This window comes from Longimicrobiaceae bacterium (genome assembly GCA_035696245.1).
Lineage (GTDB): Bacteria > Gemmatimonadota > Gemmatimonadetes > Longimicrobiales > Longimicrobiaceae > DASRQW01.
On record DASRQW010000070.1, the window covers coordinates 1 to 18,508 of the forward strand.

The window sequence follows — 18,508 nt, forward strand, 5'->3', positions numbered from 1 at the left end:
CGCCGAGCGCGGAAGCCCTGCACCCAGGGCTTCCGCGCTCGGTCATCCGGCCCGGCGCGGATCGTCACCCTGTGCTGTGCCGCACGCCTCGTCCCGCCTTCCAAACGCCCGCTCCACGCCCTCCGGGTACGACGCGGCACCACGGAAACAGCGACCTTGCAGAAGAGTCCAACCGCCCCGCAGCGCAGCGTGCTCGACGCGAACCCCATCGTCCGACAGATCCTGGTGGACGGCATCGTCCGCGACGCGGCGGGCACCGAGCTCCCCGCCGGCTCCAACATCTCCATCGAGCACGCGGAGGCGCTCCGCCGTGCCGTGCTGGAGCAGCGGCCGCGCACGGTGCTGGAGGTGGGGATGGCGTACGGCACGAGCAGCCTGGTCATCCTTACCGCGCTCGACGAGATCGGCGAGGGCGGGCGGCTGGTCACGGTCGACCCGTACCAGGGCACGTCGTGGCAGAGCATCGGCCGGCTGAACGTGGAGCGCGCGGGCTTCGCGGCGTCGCACACGCTGCTGGAGGCACCGGACTACCTCGCCCTTCCGAAGCTGCTGGAAGACGGGCTGCGGGTGGAGATGGCGTACGTGGACGGCATGCACACGTTCGACTACACGCTGCTGGACTTCTTCTACGTCGACAAGATGCTGGAGGCGGGCGGCCTGGCGGGGTTCAACGACTGCGGCATGTCTGCCGTGGACCGCGTGCTCAAGTACGTCGTCTCGCACCGGAAGTATGCCGAAGTGCCGGTGGTGCCGCGCCGCTACCAGGGCCGGAACGCCGCCGTCTCCGCCGTGCGCCGCGTCCTCAACCGCCCCACGAACGACCGCTACTTCCGCAAGCTGGAAGAGTGGGAGCCCGCTTGGAACTTCTACGCTCGCTTCTGACCGGCGCTCCCGCGTGAAGCATCGGTTCCCCTCCGCCGGGGCGAGCCGAGCTCTTCGGAAAGCGGACAAGAGTTTTGACGAGTCGACCGTTCGTCCGCAGCCGGTTGCGCGGGGATGGACGCGCACGCGGAGCGGCGGTCCGGCGGCGCTTCCGTCGCGGCGGTTGACCGGCGTCGGCGGGGCGTCGTAGGTTGACGCCCGAACCGACCACCGGAGAGGCGCCGTGTCCGACAAGTTCCCGAACCTGACCGTCATCGACCACCCGCTGGTCTGCCACAAGCTCAGCGTGCTGCGCCAGAAGGACACCTCCAAGAAGAAGTTCAAGGAGCTGGTGGACGAGATCGCCATGCTCATGGCGTACGAGGTGACCCGCAACCTGCCCGTGCAGGAGGTGGAGATCGAGACGCCGCTGGAGGTGACGCGGCAGAAGATGCTCTCCGGCAAGAAGCTGACGGTGGTGCCCATACTGCGCGCCGGGCTGGGGATGGTGGAGGGCGTGGTGCGGCTGATGCCGTCGGTGCGCGTGGGCCACATCGGCCTGTACCGCGATCACGACTCGCTGCAGCCGGTGGACTACTACTTCAAGATCCCTCCCGCGCCCGAGTCGCGCGACTTCATCCTGCTCGACCCCATGCTCGCCACCGGCGGCTCGGCGGCGGCGGCGGTCGCGTCGCTCAAGAAGCGGGGCGCCACGCGCGTGCAGTTCGTCTGCCTCGTCGCCGCGCCCGAGGGCGTGAAACGGATGCTGGACGAGCACCCGGACGTGAAGGTGTTCGCCGCGGCGCTGGACGACGGGCTGGACGAGAACGGCTACATCCGCCCCGGCCTGGGCGACGCGGGCGACCGTCTGTTCGGCACGCGCTGACGCCGGGGTTCCGCCCGGCCCCCGGCGTGCATAGATTCCGCCCCGGCACACGGTGGAATCCCGGCCGGCGGCACCACGCCGCGCCCGCGGGCCTGTAGCTCAGGCGGTTAGAGCAGTCGACTCATAATCGATCGGTCGTGGGTTCGAGCCCCACCAGGCCCATCATCCCCAAGCGCCCGCCACGCGGGAGCTTGGGGATCGTGCTTCCGCCGGGGACCGGCTTCTGCGGGGGAGGTGCGCGGAGGCGCCGATCCCGCCCGGTGCCCAACGGATCGGGGGGCGGCGGTGTCTTGAGGTGCGGGAGCGAGGCGGACCGTGTGGAGGCCGCGATGTGACACGCACGGGAGGCCGCTCGTCTACCCCGGCGGATGCATGGGTTCCCAAGCGGCGAGCGCGGCACGCAACGTCCGAATCCGTATGTGACGGCATGTAACTGCCGCAGCACGAACGTGCAAACGAGCTTTCGGCTTGCGTGGCGGGGCGTATCCAGTGTATTCTTCACGCGCCGCGCGAGGAGGTTTTCACGGACCTCCGCCAGATCCGAAAAGAGCACCCCGGCCGCGAGGCCGGTCCGCAGAGCCAGGGGTCTCCCGCAGACAGCCCAGCCGCCGGAGGCCGAGCGCCGGTCCCGCCTCTGCCGTATCCATAGAAGTCTCGCCCGCCGCGGTGGCCGCACCTGGTGCGCGCGCCCCCCGGGCACGGACCGCCCGAGCGCTTCGCCGCGGTCCGGCGCCATCGCCTTTCCTGTATCGCCGGAGTTTCCACATGCCATCTGAGCCCAGCACGCCGGTCGCCAAGAGCAGCGCTGAAGCTGCGACCGAGCGGACGCCTTCCGCCGCTTTCTGGGGCGGGCGGCGCGTGCTGGTGACGGGCGGGGCCGGCTTCCTGGGCTCGCACGTGGTGGAGCGCCTGAACGCCCTGGGCGCCGAGGTCTTCGTGCCCCGCAGCGGCGACTACGACCTGACCGAGCAGGACGCCGTGCGCCGCCTGTATGCCGACGCGCGGCCGGACGTGGTGCTCCACCTGGCCGCGGTCGTCGGCGGCATCGGCGCGAACCGCGACAACCCCGGCTGGTTCTTCTACGCGAACATGGTCATGGGCGCGCTCATGATCGAAGAGGGCCGCCGCGCGGGCGTGGGCAAGTTCGTGCAGCTCGGCACCATCTGCGCCTATCCCAAGCACACTCCGGTGCCGTTCCGCGAAGAGGAGCTGTGGAACGGCTACCCCGAAGAGACCAACGCGCCCTACGGCATCGCCAAGAAGGCGCTGCTGGTGCAGCTCCAGGGCTACCGGCAGCAGTACGGCTTCAACGGAATCTACCTGCTGCCGGTCAACCTGTACGGCCCCCGCGACAACTTCGACCCGCACAGCAGCCACGTCATCCCTGCGCTGATCCGCAAGATGGTGGAGGCGAAGGACGCCGGGGCGAACGAGGTGGTGCTGTGGGGTACCGGCGAGGCGTCGCGCGAGTTCCTGTACGTGGACGACTGCGCCCGCGCGATCCTGCTGGCGGCCGAGCACTACGAGGGCGCCGAGCCGGTGAACGTGGGCACGGGCGGCGAGATGAGGATCCGCGAGCTGGCCGGCACCATCGCCGACGCGGTCGACTTCGGCGGCCGCCTCTCTTACGACGCGACGAAGCCCGACGGGCAGCCGAGGCGCTGCCTGGACACCAGCCGCGCGCTGGACGAGTTCGGCTTCCGCGCCCACGTGCCCTTCGACGAGGGGCTGCGGCACACGGTGGAGTGGTTCCGCGAGACGCGGGCGGCCGCCGCTCGCCCGCTGGTGGCTGCCGCCGGTGAGTGAGCTGCCGCTGTCCCTGCTCGCGGCGGCGTTCGCCACCGCGCTCCTCGCCTCGTTCTTCCTGACCCCGCGGGTGATCCGCGGCGCGGAGAAGCGCGGCCTCTTCGACGATCCGTCGGCCCCGCGCCGCGTCCACTCGTCGCCCGTCCCGCGCCTGGGCGGCCTGGCCGTGTTCGCGGCCATGCTCATCGGCCTGGGCGCCGCGAAGCTGGTGGCGCCGCACGGGCTGATGGTGGGCACGCGCCTCTACGTGGGCTTCCTCGCGGGCGCCGCGATCCTGCTCGCCGCCGGCCTGGTGGACGACATCCGCGGCATCCGCCCGGCGACGAAGATGGCGGCGCAGGTGGCGGCGGCGCTGGTCGTCTACGCCTGCGGCTTCCGCATCGACCTGCTCACGCTGGGCGGCGCGACGTACCTTGCCACGGGCTGGCTGTCGCTGCCGCTCACGGTGCTGTGGATCGTGGGCGTGACCAACGCGTTCAACCTGATGGACGGGCTGGACGGCCTGGCCACCGGCATCGCCATCGTGGCGCTCACCGCGTCTGCCGCGGTGGCGCTGGCCATGGGGGCCGACGGGCTGCTGCTTCCGTCCGTGGCCCTGCTGGGCGCCCTGCTGGGCTTCCTGCGCTACAACTTCAACCCGGCGCGCATCTTCCTGGGCGACTCGGGCAGCCTGTTCGTGGGCTACATGCTGGCCGTGCACTCGGTGCACAGCTCCATGAAGAGCGCCACGGCGGTGCTGGTGATCGTGCCCCTCTTCACGCTGGCCCTCCCCCTGCTAGACACGCTGCTCGCCATCCTGCGCCGCTGGCTGCGCGGGGTTCCGCTCTCCAGCGCCGACCGGCGCCACATCCACCACCGCCTGCTCGAGGTGGGGCTCACCCACCGCCGCACGGTGCTGGTGCTGTACGCCGCCACGAGCATGCTGGCCTCGGTGGGCCTGCTCGTCGCCTTCACGCCCTCGCGGAACGTGGGGCTGATCGCGGCCGCGGGCGGCACGGTGTCGCTCGTCCTGCTCCTCGCCGCGCTGTCGCACCTGGATTACCACGAGTTCACCGAGGCGGGGGCGGTGATCGCCCGCGCGCCGGCCAAGATGCTGAAGGTGATCCGCGACCGCATCCACGCCCGCGACATGGCCGCGGTGCTGGCCACCGCGGAGTCGCTGGAGCAGGTGAACGCCGTGCTGGCCGACAACGCGGAGAACTTCGGGTTCCTGCACATGGAGGTGTGCTCGGAGCATCGCGAGAACCCGCGCGCCGCGCGCTCGCGGGCCGGGCAGCATCGCCGGCATCGCATGTGGAAGCTGGACTACCCCGTGGCGCTGGAGGACGTGGAGGACGAGGAGCCGCTGGTGCTGCGCATCCGCTGCGACGTGGACGACGGCTTCCGTCCGTACGGCGCCGAACGCGTGGCCCGCATCCTCGCCCCCGCGATCCAGGATTGGCTGACCGCGCGCGCCGCCAACGGGGTGGTGGAGGACGAGATGGTGGAGGACGACATCCACGGGGCAGTGCCGCTGCAGCCCGTGCTGTGGCACGCCGAGAAGGGCGCCGCCGTCCGGAGCACCATTGCCGGCTGAAGTGGCGCGGGCGGAGGGCGAGGTGGTGCGCGTGGAGCGGCAGCCCGAGAAGCCCCGCCTGCCCGGACGGCTGAGCGGGGCGGTCGTGTGGACCGCCGGATCGTTCGCGGCGGTGCAGGTGCTCACGCTTGCCCGTGGCGTGGTGCTGGCGCGCATCCTCACGCCCGAGGACTTCGGGATGTACGCGCTGGGGATGGCGGTGGTGGGCTTCGTGGCCACGCTGGGCAACACGGGCATCAGCACCTTCGTCACGTACCAGCAGGACGACGCCGACCGCTACGCCGCCTCGAGCTTCTGGATCAGCGCGGCGCTGGGCCTGGCGATGATGGTTGTGCTGGCCGGCGTGGGCCCGCTGATGGGACGGCTGTACCACCTGCCGCGCCTGCCGCTGCTGGTGTGGTGCCTGGCTCCCGGCCTCTTCCTCCAGTTCATCAGCGGCGTGCACACGGGCATGCTGCGGCGGCGCATGCGCTTCGGGGCGCTGGCGGCCATCACCACCACCACCAACCTGGTGCTCTTCGCGGTCGCCGCGCTGCTGGCGCGGGCGGGCCACGGGTACTGGGCGCTGGTGTACGGCGCGCTGGTGAGCAACGCGCTGGGCCTCGTCCTGGTCGCCTTCGCGACGAAGTGGATCCCGCCGCTGCGCCTGCACACCGAGCTGTGGCGCGACATCTCGCGCTTCGGGCTGATGTTCGTGGGCGCGTCGCTGGTGTGGTTCGTCCTGCTGAACCTGGACAACTTCCTGGTGAGCAAGGTGCTGGGGGTGAGCGCGCTGGGCATCTACTCGGTGGCGTACAACTACGCCATGCTCCCGTCGGTGGCCGTGGCCGCGGTGGCGAACATGGTGGTGGGGCCCGCGCTGGGCGCCGTGCGCGGCGAGCCGGCGCGCTTCCGCGACCTGTACGTGCGCAGCAGCATCGCCACGGCGCTCACCGCCGCGCTGGTGGGCACGGTGCTGGTGGCCTCGGCCCCGGACCTGTTCCGCCTGGCGTTCGGCGCCAAGTGGGACGCGGCGGTCGTTCCCTTCCAGATCCTGGTGGTCTACGGGGTGCTCCGCACCTTCTTCCCGGACGTGCTGCTGCCGCTGGGGAAGGTGAACGTGAGCTTCTGGCTGGGCGTGGTCACGCTGCCCATCGTGGTGGCGGCGATCCTCGCCGGCACGCGGTGGGGAATGGTGGGCGTGGCCGTGGCGGCGTGCGCCAGCCTGGGCGTGAGCACCTTCGCCTATCTGCCCGTGATCTCGCGGCTGGTGGGCGTACCGCCGTCGCGGATGTTCTGGATCGCGGCGCGCGTCCTCGCCGCCGCATGCACCGCGACCGCCGCCGGCTGGGCGCTGCGCGTGCACGAGGCAGGCGCCGGCGTGGCGCTCCTGCCGCGGCTGGCCTCCGTCGTGACCCTCAGCGCCGCCCTCTTCGCCCTGCTGGCCGCGCTGCTCTTCCCGCACCTGCGGCAGTCGTTGTCGGCGCTGGTGCGCCCGGCCGGCGGCCGCTCCCTGACCCTGGACCCCGCAGACGCGGGCGCACCGGGGCGCTGACACTTCCCGATGCGATCCATGGTCAAGCAGGTCCTGCGTTTCTGTGCCCCCGCCGGCGTGCTGGAGGTGCTCCGCGCCAAGCGCGCCTTCGACCGCATCGCGTTCGGCAGCGGCAGCGCCTGGCGCGCCGCGCTCTCGCCCACGCTGCGCGAGATGCTGGAGTCGTCGCGCCTGGGCTCCGTGCCGCTGCGGCTGCTGGGCGAGCGCGCGCTGTTCGTGGACGTGGGCGCCAACGTGGGCGCGTGGAGCGAGGCGGCGCTGCGCCTGCTGGGCCCCCGCCGTCTGATCGCGGTGGAGCCCGCGCCCGAGCCCTTCGCCGAGCTGAAGGCGCGCGTAGGTGCCCGGCCCGGCGTGACGCTGCTCCAGTGCGCCGTGGGCGCCGAGGAGGGCACGGCGATGCTGCACCGGATGGAGCGCTCGGAGTGGAACTCGCTGCTGCCGCTGTCCGACCAGGTGGGCGACTACTATCCCACCGTCGCGGAGAAGGAGCCGCTTCCGGTCAGGGTCGCGCCGCTGGACGCGCTGCTCGCGGGCGAGGAGCACATCGACCTGCTGAAGGTGGACGTGCAGGGCGGGGAGTGGGCGGTGATGGACGGCGCGCGAGAGACGCTGAAGCGCACCCGCGTGCTGATGCTGGAGACCAACTTCGTCTCGCACTACCGCGGAGACACGCTGTTCGTGGACCTGCACCGGCGCATGACGGACGAGTTCGGCTTCGAGCTGTTCCGCATCGCCAACCCGCACCACAGCCGCGAGGGCAAGGTGCTGTACGCCGACGCGGTCTACGTGCGCCGCGAGTCCGCCGCGTAGCTTCGCCGGCGGCGCCGCGCGTTCGGGAGATGCGGGCACAGCATCCTCCTTCGACCGCGAAGGGTGACGGGGAACGGTAGCGGCGGATGCGCATCTCCCGACGGATGGCCGGCGTTCCGCTGAAGGGCGGGAGCTGGCCGAAGAAGGCTCGCGGGCCGCGGCTCGCATCCCATCCCGCCGCCGCCGTTCGGGCCGCGGGAACGTAGGCGTTCCACCGGCACGCGAACGGAGTCGTGGCAGCGAGCGATCTGCAGGGGGACGTGGTGACCGGCGTGGATGAACCAAGCGCTTCGGGAGATGCGGTGGGCACCCGCCCGGCGTCCGCCGAACTTGCTCAGGCCGAGTCGGGTGCCGTGCTCGCCGTCACGGGGTTCCCGCCCAAGCTGGACCATCCCAACGGCTTCTCCGCACGGGCGAACCGGCTGCTGACCGCCGTGGCGCGGCGTTGGCCGCTGGACGTGGTGGCGGTGCACGCGGGAGATGCGGACTGGACGGCGGACACCTTCCTGCCGGACGGCTTTCCCGTTCGCCGGTTCGCTTGCGAGACGCCGGGGCCGAACCCGCTGAACGCCGCCGGGCCCGCGGGTGCCGCGCGCAGGGCGATGCACTACCTGGCGGGCCGCCTGCCGTACGGCTCGCACCCGCGGCGCCTGCGGACGCTCGATGCGCGGCTGCGGGCGGAGCGGCCGGCGCTGGGGCTCTTCTTCCTGCCGCACACGGAGCACCTGTCGCTCGCGCTTCCCCCTGGCGTGCCGGCCATCTGCGTGGTGGAAGAAGGGTTCGAGCGCGCGATGGACTGGACGGTGCAGGACGCTGGGCCGCTCCGGCGGCTGCTGATCGCAGGGGAGCACGCGCGGATCGCCTCGCTGCACCGGCGAGTGGCGGCGCGCGGCGGCCGGTTCGTGGTCATCTCCGATACGGAGGCGGACTGGCTGGCCCGGTCGGTGCCGCCCGGGCGGATCACCGTGATCCCGCACGGGGTCGACTGCGGCTACTTCGCCCCGATGGACGCACCGGCCGAGCACGACGTCGCGGTCTTCGGACAGCTCGGCGAACCGCGGGTGTACGAGCCTGCGGTGGAGCTGTACGCACGGATGCGGGACGCGGGGCTGCGCTGGGCCTTCGTGGGGCGCAATCCCGCCCTGGAGGTCGCGGCACTCGCTTCGCCGCAGGTGACGGTGACGGGGATGGTGCCCGACGTGCGGCCGTTCTACGCCCGCAGCCGTGTCGCGCTCGTTCCCACGCGCATCGGCACGGGGGTGAAGACGACGGTGCTCCAGGCTTGGGCGATGGGCCGGCCGGTGGTCGCCACGCCCTTCGCCCTCACCGGGCTTCCCGCCCGCCCGGGCGAGAACGTGCTGGTGGGCGAGACGGCCGACGAGCTGGCGGCGCACGTCGCCGGCCTCCTCGCCTCTCCGGACCTGGCGGGGCGCGTGGGGGATGCGGGGCTGCGCACCGTGCGCGAAGAACGCGACACCCGGCTGCTCGCGGAGCGCTTCGCGGACCTCTGCGCGGAAGCGATGGAGTCCCAGCGGGGCTGATACCGCCGCTGCGGTGTACGGATGCCGGCCGCCCGCACCAACCGGCGAAAAGCGTGGCCGAATCGCGGAGGTGCGGGGTATCGACTCGTCTCCCCGCTTCGTTCGAATCGGATGGAGCGGCCGGTGGCCGAACGTGTACTGTAGAGCTCTAACCAGGTTCGTGGATGCGCATTGCGCACGTGGTCGGTTCGGGAGAGAAGGTGCTGGGCGGGCGCGAGACGCACATCCAGCGCTTCGCCCAGGAGTGCCTGCGCATGGGGCACGAGACGCTGCTGGTCTCCGACGCGGAGGTCCGCTCGGGGGGCGCGGCGGCACTGATGGGCTTCGGAACGGACGCGGGCGGCGTGCCCGTGGGTCCCGACGTGGTGCTCCTCCACTCGCGCGACAGCTGGCAGCTCACCGGCGAGATTGAAGGCGTGGCTCCGCTCTTCGCGTGGGTGCACGACCAGTCGTTCGTCTGTCCCGCGTCCATCTCGTGGTCGCGCACCACGCACCGCGCCTGCGACCGGGCCCTGGGCGCGGCGTGCGTGAGCGGCGCCTACACGCGGCGCTGCAACGCGCGGCGGCCGGACCGCAACCTCCACAACTACCTCCAGGTCCGCCGCACGCTCTCGGGCGTGCCGAGCTTGACCGGTGTGATCGTGGCGTCGGGGTACATGGCGCGGCGGCTGGCGGCGGGCGGCGTGCCCGAGCACCTTCTGCACGTCCTGCCGTACTTCGTCCCGCTGCCCGAGGCAGCGCCGCCGGCGGAAGAGTCGCCGGAGCGCATCCTGTACGTGGGCCGGCTGAACGAGACCAAAGGCGTGGACGTGCTCATCTCCGCGCTCGCCCTTCTCCCCAGCCGGTACACGCTCCACATCGCGGGCGACGGATACGCTGCCGGAACGCTCCGCGAGCACGTGCGCGGCTGCGGGATCGCGCCGGAGCGGGTGACGTTCGGCGGATACGTGACGGATGCGGCCGTGATGGACGCGGCGTACCGCGAGGCCGCGGTGCTCGCCTTCCCGTCGCTTTGGCCGGAGCCGTTCGGCATCGTGGGGATCGAGGCGATGAGCCACGGCAAGCCCGTGGTGGCGTTCGACGTGGGCGGCGTGTCGGACTGGCTGGACGACGGGCGCGTGGGCCTGCTCGCCCGCCCCGGCGACGCGGCCGACCTGGCCGCGAAGCTGCTCGCGCTCATGGAAGACCCCGCCCGCCGCCGCGAGCTGGGCGAGCGCGGACGGGCGCGCGTGGCCGACCTCTATTCGTGGCCGGCGCACTGGGACGGGTTCGCGGGCATCGTGGCGGGCGTGGGAGTATGAGGGTCGTGCTGGTAGAGCCCTGGCGCTCCGGCGGCACCGCCCGCTACGCGGCCGACCTCTGCGCCGGCCTGGCGCGGACCGCGTCGCCGGGAGACGACGTGCATCTCGTGGCGCCGGAGGACTTCCCGTTCCCGGCGGACGGGTATGCGCTGCACGGCGTGATGCCGGAGCTGAAGGGCGCGCCCGGCGCGGGCAAGCTCGCCAGCCTGGCCGTGCTCGCCCGCCGCCGGTTCCTTCAGGGCCGGCGCGCCGCGGCGGAGATCGGCCGGCTGCGCCCGCAGGTGGTGCACGTGCTGGGGACGTCATCGGCCAGCCCCGCGGTGCTTCGGGCGGCCCGGGCGATGGGCGCGGCGGTGGTCGTGACCGTCCACGACATCCCCGGCCAGCCGGGCCTGGGCCAGCGGGTGTTCACCTTCTGGAGCCGGCACTTCGTGCGGGCGGCGCGCGTGGTGGTGCACGGCGCGTGGATGCGCGAGCGCCTGGCGCGGCGCTACCCGCGCGTGGCGGAGCGCACCGCGGTGATCCCGCTCGGCAGCTACCAGTACGGGCCGCCGACCGCCCCCGCGGCGGAGCTGCGGGCGCGCTTCGGCCTCCCGGCCGGCGCGCCGGTGGTGCTCTTCTTCGGCTCGCTGCGGCGCAACAAGGGGCTGGAGGTGGCCATCGAAGCGCTGGCGGCCGATCCGGCCGGCGAGCCGCACCTGTTCGTGGTGGGCGACCGCGCGGCGGCGAGCGAGCCGTCGGCCGAGTGGTATCGCGGCCTGGCGGCGGAGCGCGGAGTGGAAGCGCGCACGCACTGGGTCACTCGCTACGTGGACGACGCCGAGGTGCCCGACGTCTTCGCCTGCGCGGACGCTGTGGTGTTACCTTACATGCGTTCCTTCGCCGGGCAGAGCGCGGTGCTGAGCATCGCCGCGGCGTACGGGGTGCCGGTCATCGCCAGCGACGTGGGCGAGATCGGCCCCACGGTAGGGGCGCAGCGACTCGGCACGTGCGTCACGCCCGAGCGGCCGGCGGAGCTCGCCGCCGCCTTCGCCGCCGTCCGGCCGCTGCGCGAGCGCCGGCCGGCACCGGCCGCGGCGGGCACGGGAAGCTGGACGGAGATGGGGCGCGCCCTGTGGGAGCTGTACGGATCCACGCTGGAGAGCGCGCCCGCTCGCGCGGCAGTCCCCGCGCGACGCTCGCGGGACGCGATGGAGGTGGGTTCGTGACGACCGCCGGGCATCTTCCGCGTCCGTTGGATACCGTCCATGATCCCCGCGTCGCCGTCTCCGAGGAGGAGCGGGGGGCGAGCAGCCTCCCCATGGCCGGCATTGCCGGAATTCGGATGGGGGCTCGGGAGATGCGAGGTGTCTCGTCCGCATCTACCGCCCGTCCTGTCGGGCAGATCGATGCGCGCCTGGTCATCTCTGCCGATCGTCCGCTCGTTCGCGGCGCGGATGCGGAGGTGAGGGCGTGAAGCGCGGCGGCGGCACGGAGGTGACCCGCGTCGCGCTCCTGCTGGCGCGGCTGGCCGGCTACAGCCTCTCGTGGCTCCGCGAGCTGAAGGCGCGGCACGGGGTGGAGCTGCTGGTGGTGCACCACCAGCCGGAGAAGGACGCGCCGTTCCGCTTCGGGGACCTGGGCTGGATAGACCGGCGCGTGGTGCTGGACGGCGAGAAGGCCGACGATATCGCCCGCATCGTCCGCTCGTTCGCGCCGCAGGGGCTGTACGTGACCGGCTGGTGGGAGCCCGCGTACGTGGCCGCAGCGCGAGAGCTGCGGCGCGACGGCGTGGCCGTGGTCGCCGGGGTGGACGGGCAGTGGCGCGGCACGGTGCGCCAGCACGCGGGATCGCTGAGCGCCGCGCGCTACCTGCACCCGTGGGCCGACGCGCTGTGGGTGCCGGGCGACCGCCAGGCGCACTTCGCGCGGCGGCTGGGCTACGCCGGCACCCGCTGCTGGCACGGACTGTACGCCTGCGACTGGGACCGCTTCGCCGTGCCGGACCCGGCGGCCGTCCACCGCGAGGAGGCGTTCCTGTACGTGGGCCGCTACGTGCCGGAGAAGGCGTTCGGCGACCTGCTCGACGCGTACGCTGCCTACCGCGCCGCGAGCGCCGACCCGTGGCCGCTGTACTGCGCCGGGGCCGGGCCGCTGCGGGACATGCTGGAGGGCCGGCCCGGCGTGGTGGACCTCGGCTTCGTGCAGCCGGACGCGCTGCCCGCGCTGCTGCGCGACAAGGCGTCGGCGTTCGTGCTGCCCAGCCGCTACGAGCCGTGGGGCGTGGCGCTGCAGGAGGCCGCCGCGTCCGGGCTTCCGCTGGTGGCGTCGGACGGGTGCGGGGCGGCCGTGCACCTGCTGCAGGACGGGCTGAACGGCTGCCTGTTCGAGGCGGGCAACCCGGCGGACCTGGCGCAGTGCCTCCTGCGGGTGGCGTCGCTGGCGCCGGAGCGGCGGGCCGAGTGGGGGCGCGCGAGCTTCGAGCTGTCGCGCCAGTTCACGCCGCGGCGCTGGGCCGACACCCTGGTGGAGGGCTTCGGGCGGATGCTGCGGCAGCGGGCCGGCGCCGTACCGGCCGCCCAGCCGGAGCGGGCGCTACAGGCGCGCTGACGGGCAGGGGCCGGACGGGCTCCCGCCGTATCTCAACCGTTGGACTGACTGCATGCCGTACCGCTCGCGCTTCTATCCCGAGAGCGACTTCGGAGGGTTCACCGACGTCGACGGGACGGTCGCGTTCTTCATGCGCGTGAACGCCCTCCTCACCCCCAACGCCGTGGTGGCCGACGTGGGGTGCGGCCGGGCGCAGTACGCCGACGATCCCGTGGCCGTGCGCCGCCAGCTGCGCGTGCTTCGCGGCAAGTGCCGGCGCGTGGTGGGCATAGACGTGGACCCGCGCGCCGCCGAGAACCCGTACGTGGACGAGTTCCACCTGCTCACGGGCGCGCGCTGGCCGCTGGACGACGCGTCGGTCGACCTGTGCCTGTGCGACTGGGTGGTGGAGCACGTGGCTGACCCGGACGCCTTCTTCTCCGAGGCCGCCCGGGTGCTCAGGCCCGGCGGCCATCTCTGCATCCGCACCTCCAACGCGGCCAGCTACGTGGGCCTCGCCGCGCGGCTGGTTCCGGGCCGCCTGCACGCGCGGGTGCTGGGCCGGGTGCAGGTGGGGCGGCAGGAGGAGGACGTGTTCGAGACCTCGCACCGCGCCAACACGCCCCGCCGCCTGCGCCGCTACCTGGCCCGCCACGGCTTCGGGCGGCACGCGGTGTACGGGTACGAGGCCGAGCCGGCCTACCTCTCCTTCAGCCGCATCGCGTACTGGCTGGGCGTGCTGCACCAGCGCTTCATGCCGCGGCCTTTCCGCGTCAGCCTCTTCGCCTTCGCCCGCCGCGACGGCACGCCGGAGGCGGTCTCGCCCAAGTCCGAGACTGCGTCCGCCATCCCCTCCGCGTCGCTGGGGACGGCCGATTCGCGGTCCGCCACGTCCGGGGCATGCGAGACGGTCCGGACGCACGAGGCCGAGGTGGGGCGATGAACGGCGGCGCGGCGGCGATGCGGCGCCCGGTGCAGGCCCGGCGCGGGCCGGGGCAGGCGCCCATGCGCGGGCGCGGCGTGGCGTACATGCCCGCGCTGATCTTCGTCACCTCCCTCGTCCTGATCCTGGGCCACACCGCGCCGCTCCAGTACAGCGGGACGTTCGGCGCGGTCCGGTGGGTGCTGCTCGCCATCTACTGCGTGCTGCTGGTCACGCGCGCCGCCGTCCGCCACGGGCTCCGCAAGGCGCGCGCGGCCGACGCGGTGATCGCGCTCTTCCTCGCGCTCGCCGTCAGCTCCACGCTGTACTCCATCGCACCCAGCCTCACGTGGCAGCGCGGCGCCTCGGCGATCCTGCTGTACGTGGCCGTGTTCTGGACGCTGTGGGACTACGCCGATGCGGCCGGCGAGGCCGCCCTCCTCCGCCCCATCGTCACCGCCGCGGTGGTGATGCTGCTCGCGAGCGTGGCGCTGATCGCGCTGCCGGGGATCTCGTTCCAGCGCGACGGCCGCTTCCGCGGCGCCCTGTCGAACCCCAACGCGCTGGGGCTCATCACCGCCATCCTCTTCCCCCTGGTGCTCACCACCGCGCTGCGGCACCGGCGGGCGGTGACCGTGGGGGTGCTGGGGACCTTCGGCCTCTGCCTCCTGCTCTCCGGCTCGCGGACGGGCGCGGTGGCGTGCGTGGCGAGCAGCCTCTACATCCTGCTGCGGCAGCGCTCTTGGAAGGGGGCGCTGATGGTGGTGTGGATCGCCACGCTCGGCTACCTCTTCCTGAGCATCGAGCCGGGGAGCAACCCGTTCTCGGACCACGCCGTCTCACGCCTGGACCCCACCGCGGGCCTGGGCACGGGCAGCGGGCGGCTGGAGGCGTGGAGCGTGGGCTGGCCGCGCATCCTGGAGAGCGCCGCGCTTGGCCACGGCTTCGGGACGGAGGACCTGATCTTCGCGGCCGAGGGCGGCCACCTCAAGGAGTCGCTGGGCCTCCACCTCCACAACTCCTACCTGGGCATGATGTACCAGCTGGGGTTCGTCGGCACGCTGCTCTTCTTCCTGCCGCTCATCTGGCTGGCGGGGCAGCAGATGTGGTGGATGGTCACGCGGCCGGTGCCCGGCGCCACGCTGCCGTACGAGGCGGTGCTCATCAGCGGCCTCATCTGCTGCCTGTTCGAGAGCTGGATCTACGCCGCGGGCAACGCCTTCGCCTTCCCGTTCTGGATCTGCGTGATGCTGCGCATCCGCGGCGCCTCCCCGGGAAGCGCGGCCGCGGCTCCCGCCCGCCCCGCCAGGCAGGCGGCGCGGGGCCAGCCGCGTCCGGGCGAGCGGCCGGGGCGCTGGGCTGCGCGTCCGCCCGAGCTGCTGCTGCGCGCCACCGGCACGCCGCCCGAGCAGGCGGCGTACGGCGCCGCCCCGGGCGACGACGGGGAGCGCGGCTGATGTGCGGCATCTCCGGCGTGCTGGGGGAGGGAGGGGCCGCGCAGGCCGCCCAGCGCATGTCGCGCGCGCTGCGGCACCGCGGGCCTGACGGCCACGCGGCCGAGGCCGTGGCGGACGCGGGAGGCTCGCCGTGCGGGGTGCTCAACCACGAGCGGCTGGCCATCATCGACCCGTCGCCCGCGGGCCGGCAGCCCATGCACACGCCCGACGGGCGGTACACCATCGTCTACAACGGCGAGGTCTACAACTACGCGGCCCTGCGCGACTCGCTGGCGGCCGAGGGCGTGGAGTTCGCCGGCCACAGCGACACCGAGGTGCTGCTGCTGGGCTGGGCGCGCCACGGCCGCGCCTTCCTGGAGCGGCTGCGGGGGATGTACGCCTTCGCCGTGTGGGACCGGGACACGGCCACCGCCGTCCTGGTGCGCGACCCGTTCGGCATCAAGCCGCTGTACGTGGCGCAGGCCGGCGGCACCGTGCTCTTCGGCAGCGAGATGCGGGCGCTGCTCGCCACGGAGCTGGTGGGGCGCCGCCTGTCGCAGCCCGCGCTGCGGTCGTACCTGGCCACGGGCTCGGTGGCGGAGCCGGAGAGCATCGTGGAAGGGCTGGAGATGCTGCCCGCCGGCACGCTCGCCGAGGTGCGGGTGCGGGGCGGCCGCGCGCGGCTGATGCCTCCGTCGCGCTTCGGCGAGGCGCTGCCGCCCCCGCCCGAGCGGCTCCTGCGCGACCCCGCCGAGGCCGCGGGCACCGTCCGCGAGGCGCTGCTGGACTCGGTGCGGCACCACCTGGTGAGCGACGTGCCGGTGGCGCTCTTCCTCTCCGGCGGCATCGACTCGTCCGCGCTCGTGGGGCTGGCGGCCGAGGCGTGCGGGCGGGGGCTGGACACCTTCACCGTCGCCTTCACCGAGCGGGCGTACGACGAGGCGCTGATCGCGCGCAAGGTCGCCGAGCGCTTCGGCACGGCGCACCACGAGATGGTGCTCACCGCGGCGGACCTGCTGGGCGAGCTGCCGGGCGCCTTCGCGGCCATGGACCAGCCGTCGATGGACGGCGTGAACACCTTCGCCATCAGCAGGGCGGTGCAGCAGGCCGGCATCAAGGTGGTGCTCTCGGGCGTGGGGGGCGACGAGCTGTTCTGCGGCTACCCCTCGTTCAGCCGCGCGCGGGCGGTGGCGCAGGTCGGCCGGCTGCCGGGCGGGGCGCTGCGCGGCGCGGCGCGGCTGGCGCGGCGGCTGGGCGGCATCCGCGGCGAGCAGGTGGCGCTGCTGCTGCGCGAGGCGTCCACGCCGGCCCGGGCGGCGTACTGGGCTTCGCGCACGCTCTTTGGCGGCGCGCAGATCGGGGCGCTGGCGGGCTGCGGCGGCGACCCCCCCCTGCCCATGCCCTACGAGTCGCACCCGCTGCTGCAGCGGGTCACGCGGTACGAGGTCGAGCAGTACATGCGCAACACGCTGCTGCGCGACAGCGACGTGTTCAGCATGGCGCACGGCCTGGAGCTGCGCGTGCCGTTCGTGGACCGCGCGGTGGCCGCGGCGGCGGTGGCGGTGGACGACTCGCTCAAGTTGCGGCGCGGCCTCTCCAAGCCGCTGCTGCTGAGCGCCGTGCGCGACCTGCTGCCCAACGAGGTGTGGGACCGCCCCAAGCGCGGCTTCACCCTGCCGTTCGCCAGGTGGATGCGCGGCGAGCTGCGCGACGAGGTGGAGTCGGTGCTGCATTCGCCCGGCGTGGAGCGGCTGGGCCTGAACCCTGCCGCGGTGCGCGCCGTGTGGAACGACTTCCAGCAGCGGCGCGCGGGGATGAACTGGAGCCGCCCGTGGGCGCTCTACACCCTGGTCCGCTGGGCCGGGGCCAACGGAATCGAGGCCGCGGGCGGCCACGTGGCGGAGCCGGAGCTGGCGCACGAGGCCGTGGGTTGAGGGTGCTGCACGTGGCCCCCAGCGTGGCGCGCAGCTATGGGGGGCCCACGCAGTCGCTGGTGGGGTTCGCGCTGGCGGCGCGGACGGCGGGCGCGGAGGTGGAGGTGGCGGCCCCGCGCTGCGACACGGCGGACGAGGCGTGGCTGGGCGAGCGGATGCCGGGCGTGCCGCTGCACCTCTTCGGCTCCGCCGGGCGCGGCGGGTTCGTCTTCTCGCCCGGCCTCGGCCGCTTCCTGCGGGCGAACGGCGCGAGGTTCGACGCGGTGCACGTGCACGGCCTGCTCAACCCGGTGAGCTCGGCCGCCGCGCGGACCTGCATCCGCCGCGGGTGGCCGGTGGTGATCCGCCCCTTCGGCACGCTGTCGCGCTACACGTTCGAGCACCGCCGCGGCGGCCTGAAGCGCGCCTACTTCCGGTGGATGGACGGCCCGAACGTCTGCCATGCGGGCGGCGTGCACTTCACGACGGCGGAGGAGCGCGACGAGGCCGGCTGGCACGGCATCGACCTCTCCAGCCGCGGGCACGTGATCCCGCCGCCGTGGACCGGCGCCCGCGCATCCGGGTCCGCATCGACCGATTCCGTGTCCGCCGGATCCGCATCCCCCGAATCCTCGTCCGTCGCGGTGTCGGCGGATGGGAACGGGAAGGGCGGGGGACGGAACGCGCTCTTCCTCTCGCGGCTGCACCCGGTGAAGAACCTGGAGGCGCTGCTGGACGCTTGGCCCTCCGTGCTGCGGGCGCTGCCGGACGCGACGCTCACCGTCGCCGGGAGCGGGGACGAGGCGTACGCGGCGGGGCTGCGAGGCCGCGCTCACGCGCTCGGCATCGCGCCGTCGGTGCGGTGGACGGGGTTCGTGTCGGGAGACGAGAAGGCGCGGCTGCTCGCATCGGCCGACCTGTTCGTCCTGCCGTCGCACCACGAGAACTTCGGGTTCGCGGTGCTGGAGGCGCTGGCCTCGGGGCTCCCCGCCGTCGTCTCGCCCCGCGTGCAGCTGGCGGAGTTCGTCTCGGAGCACCGGCTGGGCCTGGTTGCGGAGACGGACGGCGGCGGAGCGGCGCTGGCGGACGCGATCGTCCGCGCGATGGGCGACGGCGCGCTGCGCGATCGGTGCCGCGCGCACGGGGCGGACGCGGTGCGCGCGGCATTCGCGCCGCTGGAGATCGGCCGCCGGCTGGCGGAGATGTACCGCGCGGCAGGCGCGGCCATGAACAGTTCGACATCCCACAACGCAAGCACGGGCAGATAGATGTACATCCTCGGCATCAACGCGTACCACGGCGACGTCTCGGCCGTCCTCGTCCACGACGGCAAGCTGGTGGCCGCCATCGAGGA

Annotated in this window: 14 protein-coding genes, 1 tRNA gene and 1 riboswitch; all 15 genes read left to right on the forward strand. The window is 73.3% G+C overall.

The window, feature by feature from the left end:
• Positions 1–156 precede the first annotated feature (156 nt).
• Positions 157–882 carry a class I SAM-dependent methyltransferase gene (locus tag VFE05_03385; protein HET6229095.1) on the forward strand — a complete coding sequence of 242 codons (726 nt, stop codon included), beginning with the start codon at positions 157–159 and terminating at the stop codon, positions 880–882.
• Between the two features lie 223 nt (positions 883–1,105).
• Positions 1,106–1,747, forward strand: coding sequence for a uracil phosphoribosyltransferase (gene upp / locus VFE05_03390; protein ID HET6229096.1), 642 nt, complete (start codon positions 1,106–1,108; stop codon positions 1,745–1,747).
• An 88-nt stretch (positions 1,748–1,835) separates the two neighbouring features.
• Positions 1,836–1,909: transfer RNA gene (locus VFE05_03395), tRNA-Ile, on the forward strand.
• A 376-nt stretch (positions 1,910–2,285) separates the two neighbouring features.
• A riboswitch (cyclic di-GMP riboswitch) is annotated at positions 2,286–2,360 on the forward strand.
• 152 nt (positions 2,361–2,512) lie between these two features.
• Complete coding sequence (locus tag VFE05_03400; GenBank protein HET6229097.1) at positions 2,513–3,553, forward strand: GDP-L-fucose synthase; 1,041 nt, start codon at positions 2,513–2,515, stop codon at positions 3,551–3,553.
• Positions 3,546–5,129 carry an MraY family glycosyltransferase gene (locus tag VFE05_03405; protein HET6229098.1) on the forward strand — a complete coding sequence of 528 codons (1,584 nt, stop codon included), beginning with the start codon at positions 3,546–3,548 and terminating at the stop codon, positions 5,127–5,129. The genes VFE05_03400 and VFE05_03405 overlap by 8 nt, the downstream gene beginning before the upstream one ends.
• Positions 5,119–6,663, forward strand: a complete 1,545-nt coding sequence (locus tag VFE05_03410; GenBank protein ID HET6229099.1) for a lipopolysaccharide biosynthesis protein — start codon at positions 5,119–5,121, stop codon at positions 6,661–6,663. Before VFE05_03405 ends, VFE05_03410 begins: the two co-directional genes overlap by 11 nt.
• Before the next feature lie 18 nt (positions 6,664–6,681).
• Positions 6,682–7,473, forward strand: a complete 792-nt coding sequence (locus VFE05_03415; protein ID HET6229100.1) for an FkbM family methyltransferase — start codon at positions 6,682–6,684, stop codon at positions 7,471–7,473.
• A gap of 233 nt (positions 7,474–7,706) precedes the next feature.
• Complete coding sequence (locus VFE05_03420) at positions 7,707–9,014, forward strand: glycosyltransferase family 4 protein (GenBank protein ID HET6229101.1); 1,308 nt, start codon at positions 7,707–7,709, stop codon at positions 9,012–9,014.
• 164 nt (positions 9,015–9,178) lie between these two features.
• Positions 9,179–10,315, forward strand: a complete 1,137-nt coding sequence (locus VFE05_03425) for a glycosyltransferase family 4 protein (protein HET6229102.1) — start codon at positions 9,179–9,181, stop codon at positions 10,313–10,315.
• Between the two features lie 5 nt (positions 10,316–10,320).
• The gene (locus tag VFE05_03430; GenBank protein ID HET6229103.1) at positions 10,321–11,523 is read left to right on the forward strand and encodes a glycosyltransferase; all 1,203 of its coding nucleotides are present in this window, start codon (positions 10,321–10,323) and stop codon (positions 11,521–11,523) included.
• Positions 11,524–11,767: 244 nt separating this feature from the next.
• Positions 11,768–12,904, forward strand: a complete 1,137-nt coding sequence (locus tag VFE05_03435) for a glycosyltransferase family 4 protein (GenBank protein ID HET6229104.1) — start codon at positions 11,768–11,770, stop codon at positions 12,902–12,904.
• A 52-nt stretch (positions 12,905–12,956) separates the two neighbouring features.
• A complete protein-coding gene (locus tag VFE05_03440) occupies positions 12,957–13,826 on the forward strand; it encodes a class I SAM-dependent methyltransferase (protein HET6229105.1) in 870 nt (289 codons plus the stop codon).
• Positions 13,823–15,262, forward strand: a complete 1,440-nt coding sequence (locus VFE05_03445; protein HET6229106.1) for an O-antigen ligase family protein — start codon at positions 13,823–13,825, stop codon at positions 15,260–15,262. Before VFE05_03440 ends, VFE05_03445 begins: the two co-directional genes overlap by 4 nt.
• Positions 15,262–17,175 carry an asparagine synthase (glutamine-hydrolyzing) gene (gene asnB / locus VFE05_03450; protein HET6229107.1) on the forward strand — a complete coding sequence of 638 codons (1,914 nt, stop codon included), beginning with the start codon at positions 15,262–15,264 and terminating at the stop codon, positions 17,173–17,175. The genes VFE05_03445 and asnB overlap by 1 nt, the downstream gene beginning before the upstream one ends.
• A 2-nt stretch (positions 17,176–17,177) precedes the next feature.
• Positions 17,178–18,422 (forward strand): glycosyltransferase, encoded by a 1,245-nt coding sequence (locus tag VFE05_03455; GenBank protein ID HET6229108.1) that lies wholly within the window; start codon positions 17,178–17,180, stop codon positions 18,420–18,422.
• Positions 18,423–18,508 lie beyond the last annotated feature (86 nt).

Coding starts and splice junctions, on each gene's coding strand:
- VFE05_03415 (HET6229100.1), top strand. CDS start 6,682: ATGGTCAAGCAGGTCCTGCGTTTCTGTGCCCCCGCCGGCGTGCTGGAG.
- VFE05_03425 (HET6229102.1), top strand. CDS start 9,179: ATGCGCATTGCGCACGTGGTCGGTTCGGGAGAGAAGGTGCTGGGCGGG.
- asnB (HET6229107.1), top strand. CDS start 15,262: ATGTGCGGCATCTCCGGCGTGCTGGGGGAGGGAGGGGCCGCGCAGGCC.
- VFE05_03445 (HET6229106.1), top strand. CDS start 13,823: ATGAACGGCGGCGCGGCGGCGATGCGGCGCCCGGTGCAGGCCCGGCGC.
- VFE05_03400 (HET6229097.1), top strand. CDS start 2,513: ATGCCATCTGAGCCCAGCACGCCGGTCGCCAAGAGCAGCGCTGAAGCT.
- VFE05_03440 (HET6229105.1), top strand. CDS start 12,957: ATGCCGTACCGCTCGCGCTTCTATCCCGAGAGCGACTTCGGAGGGTTC.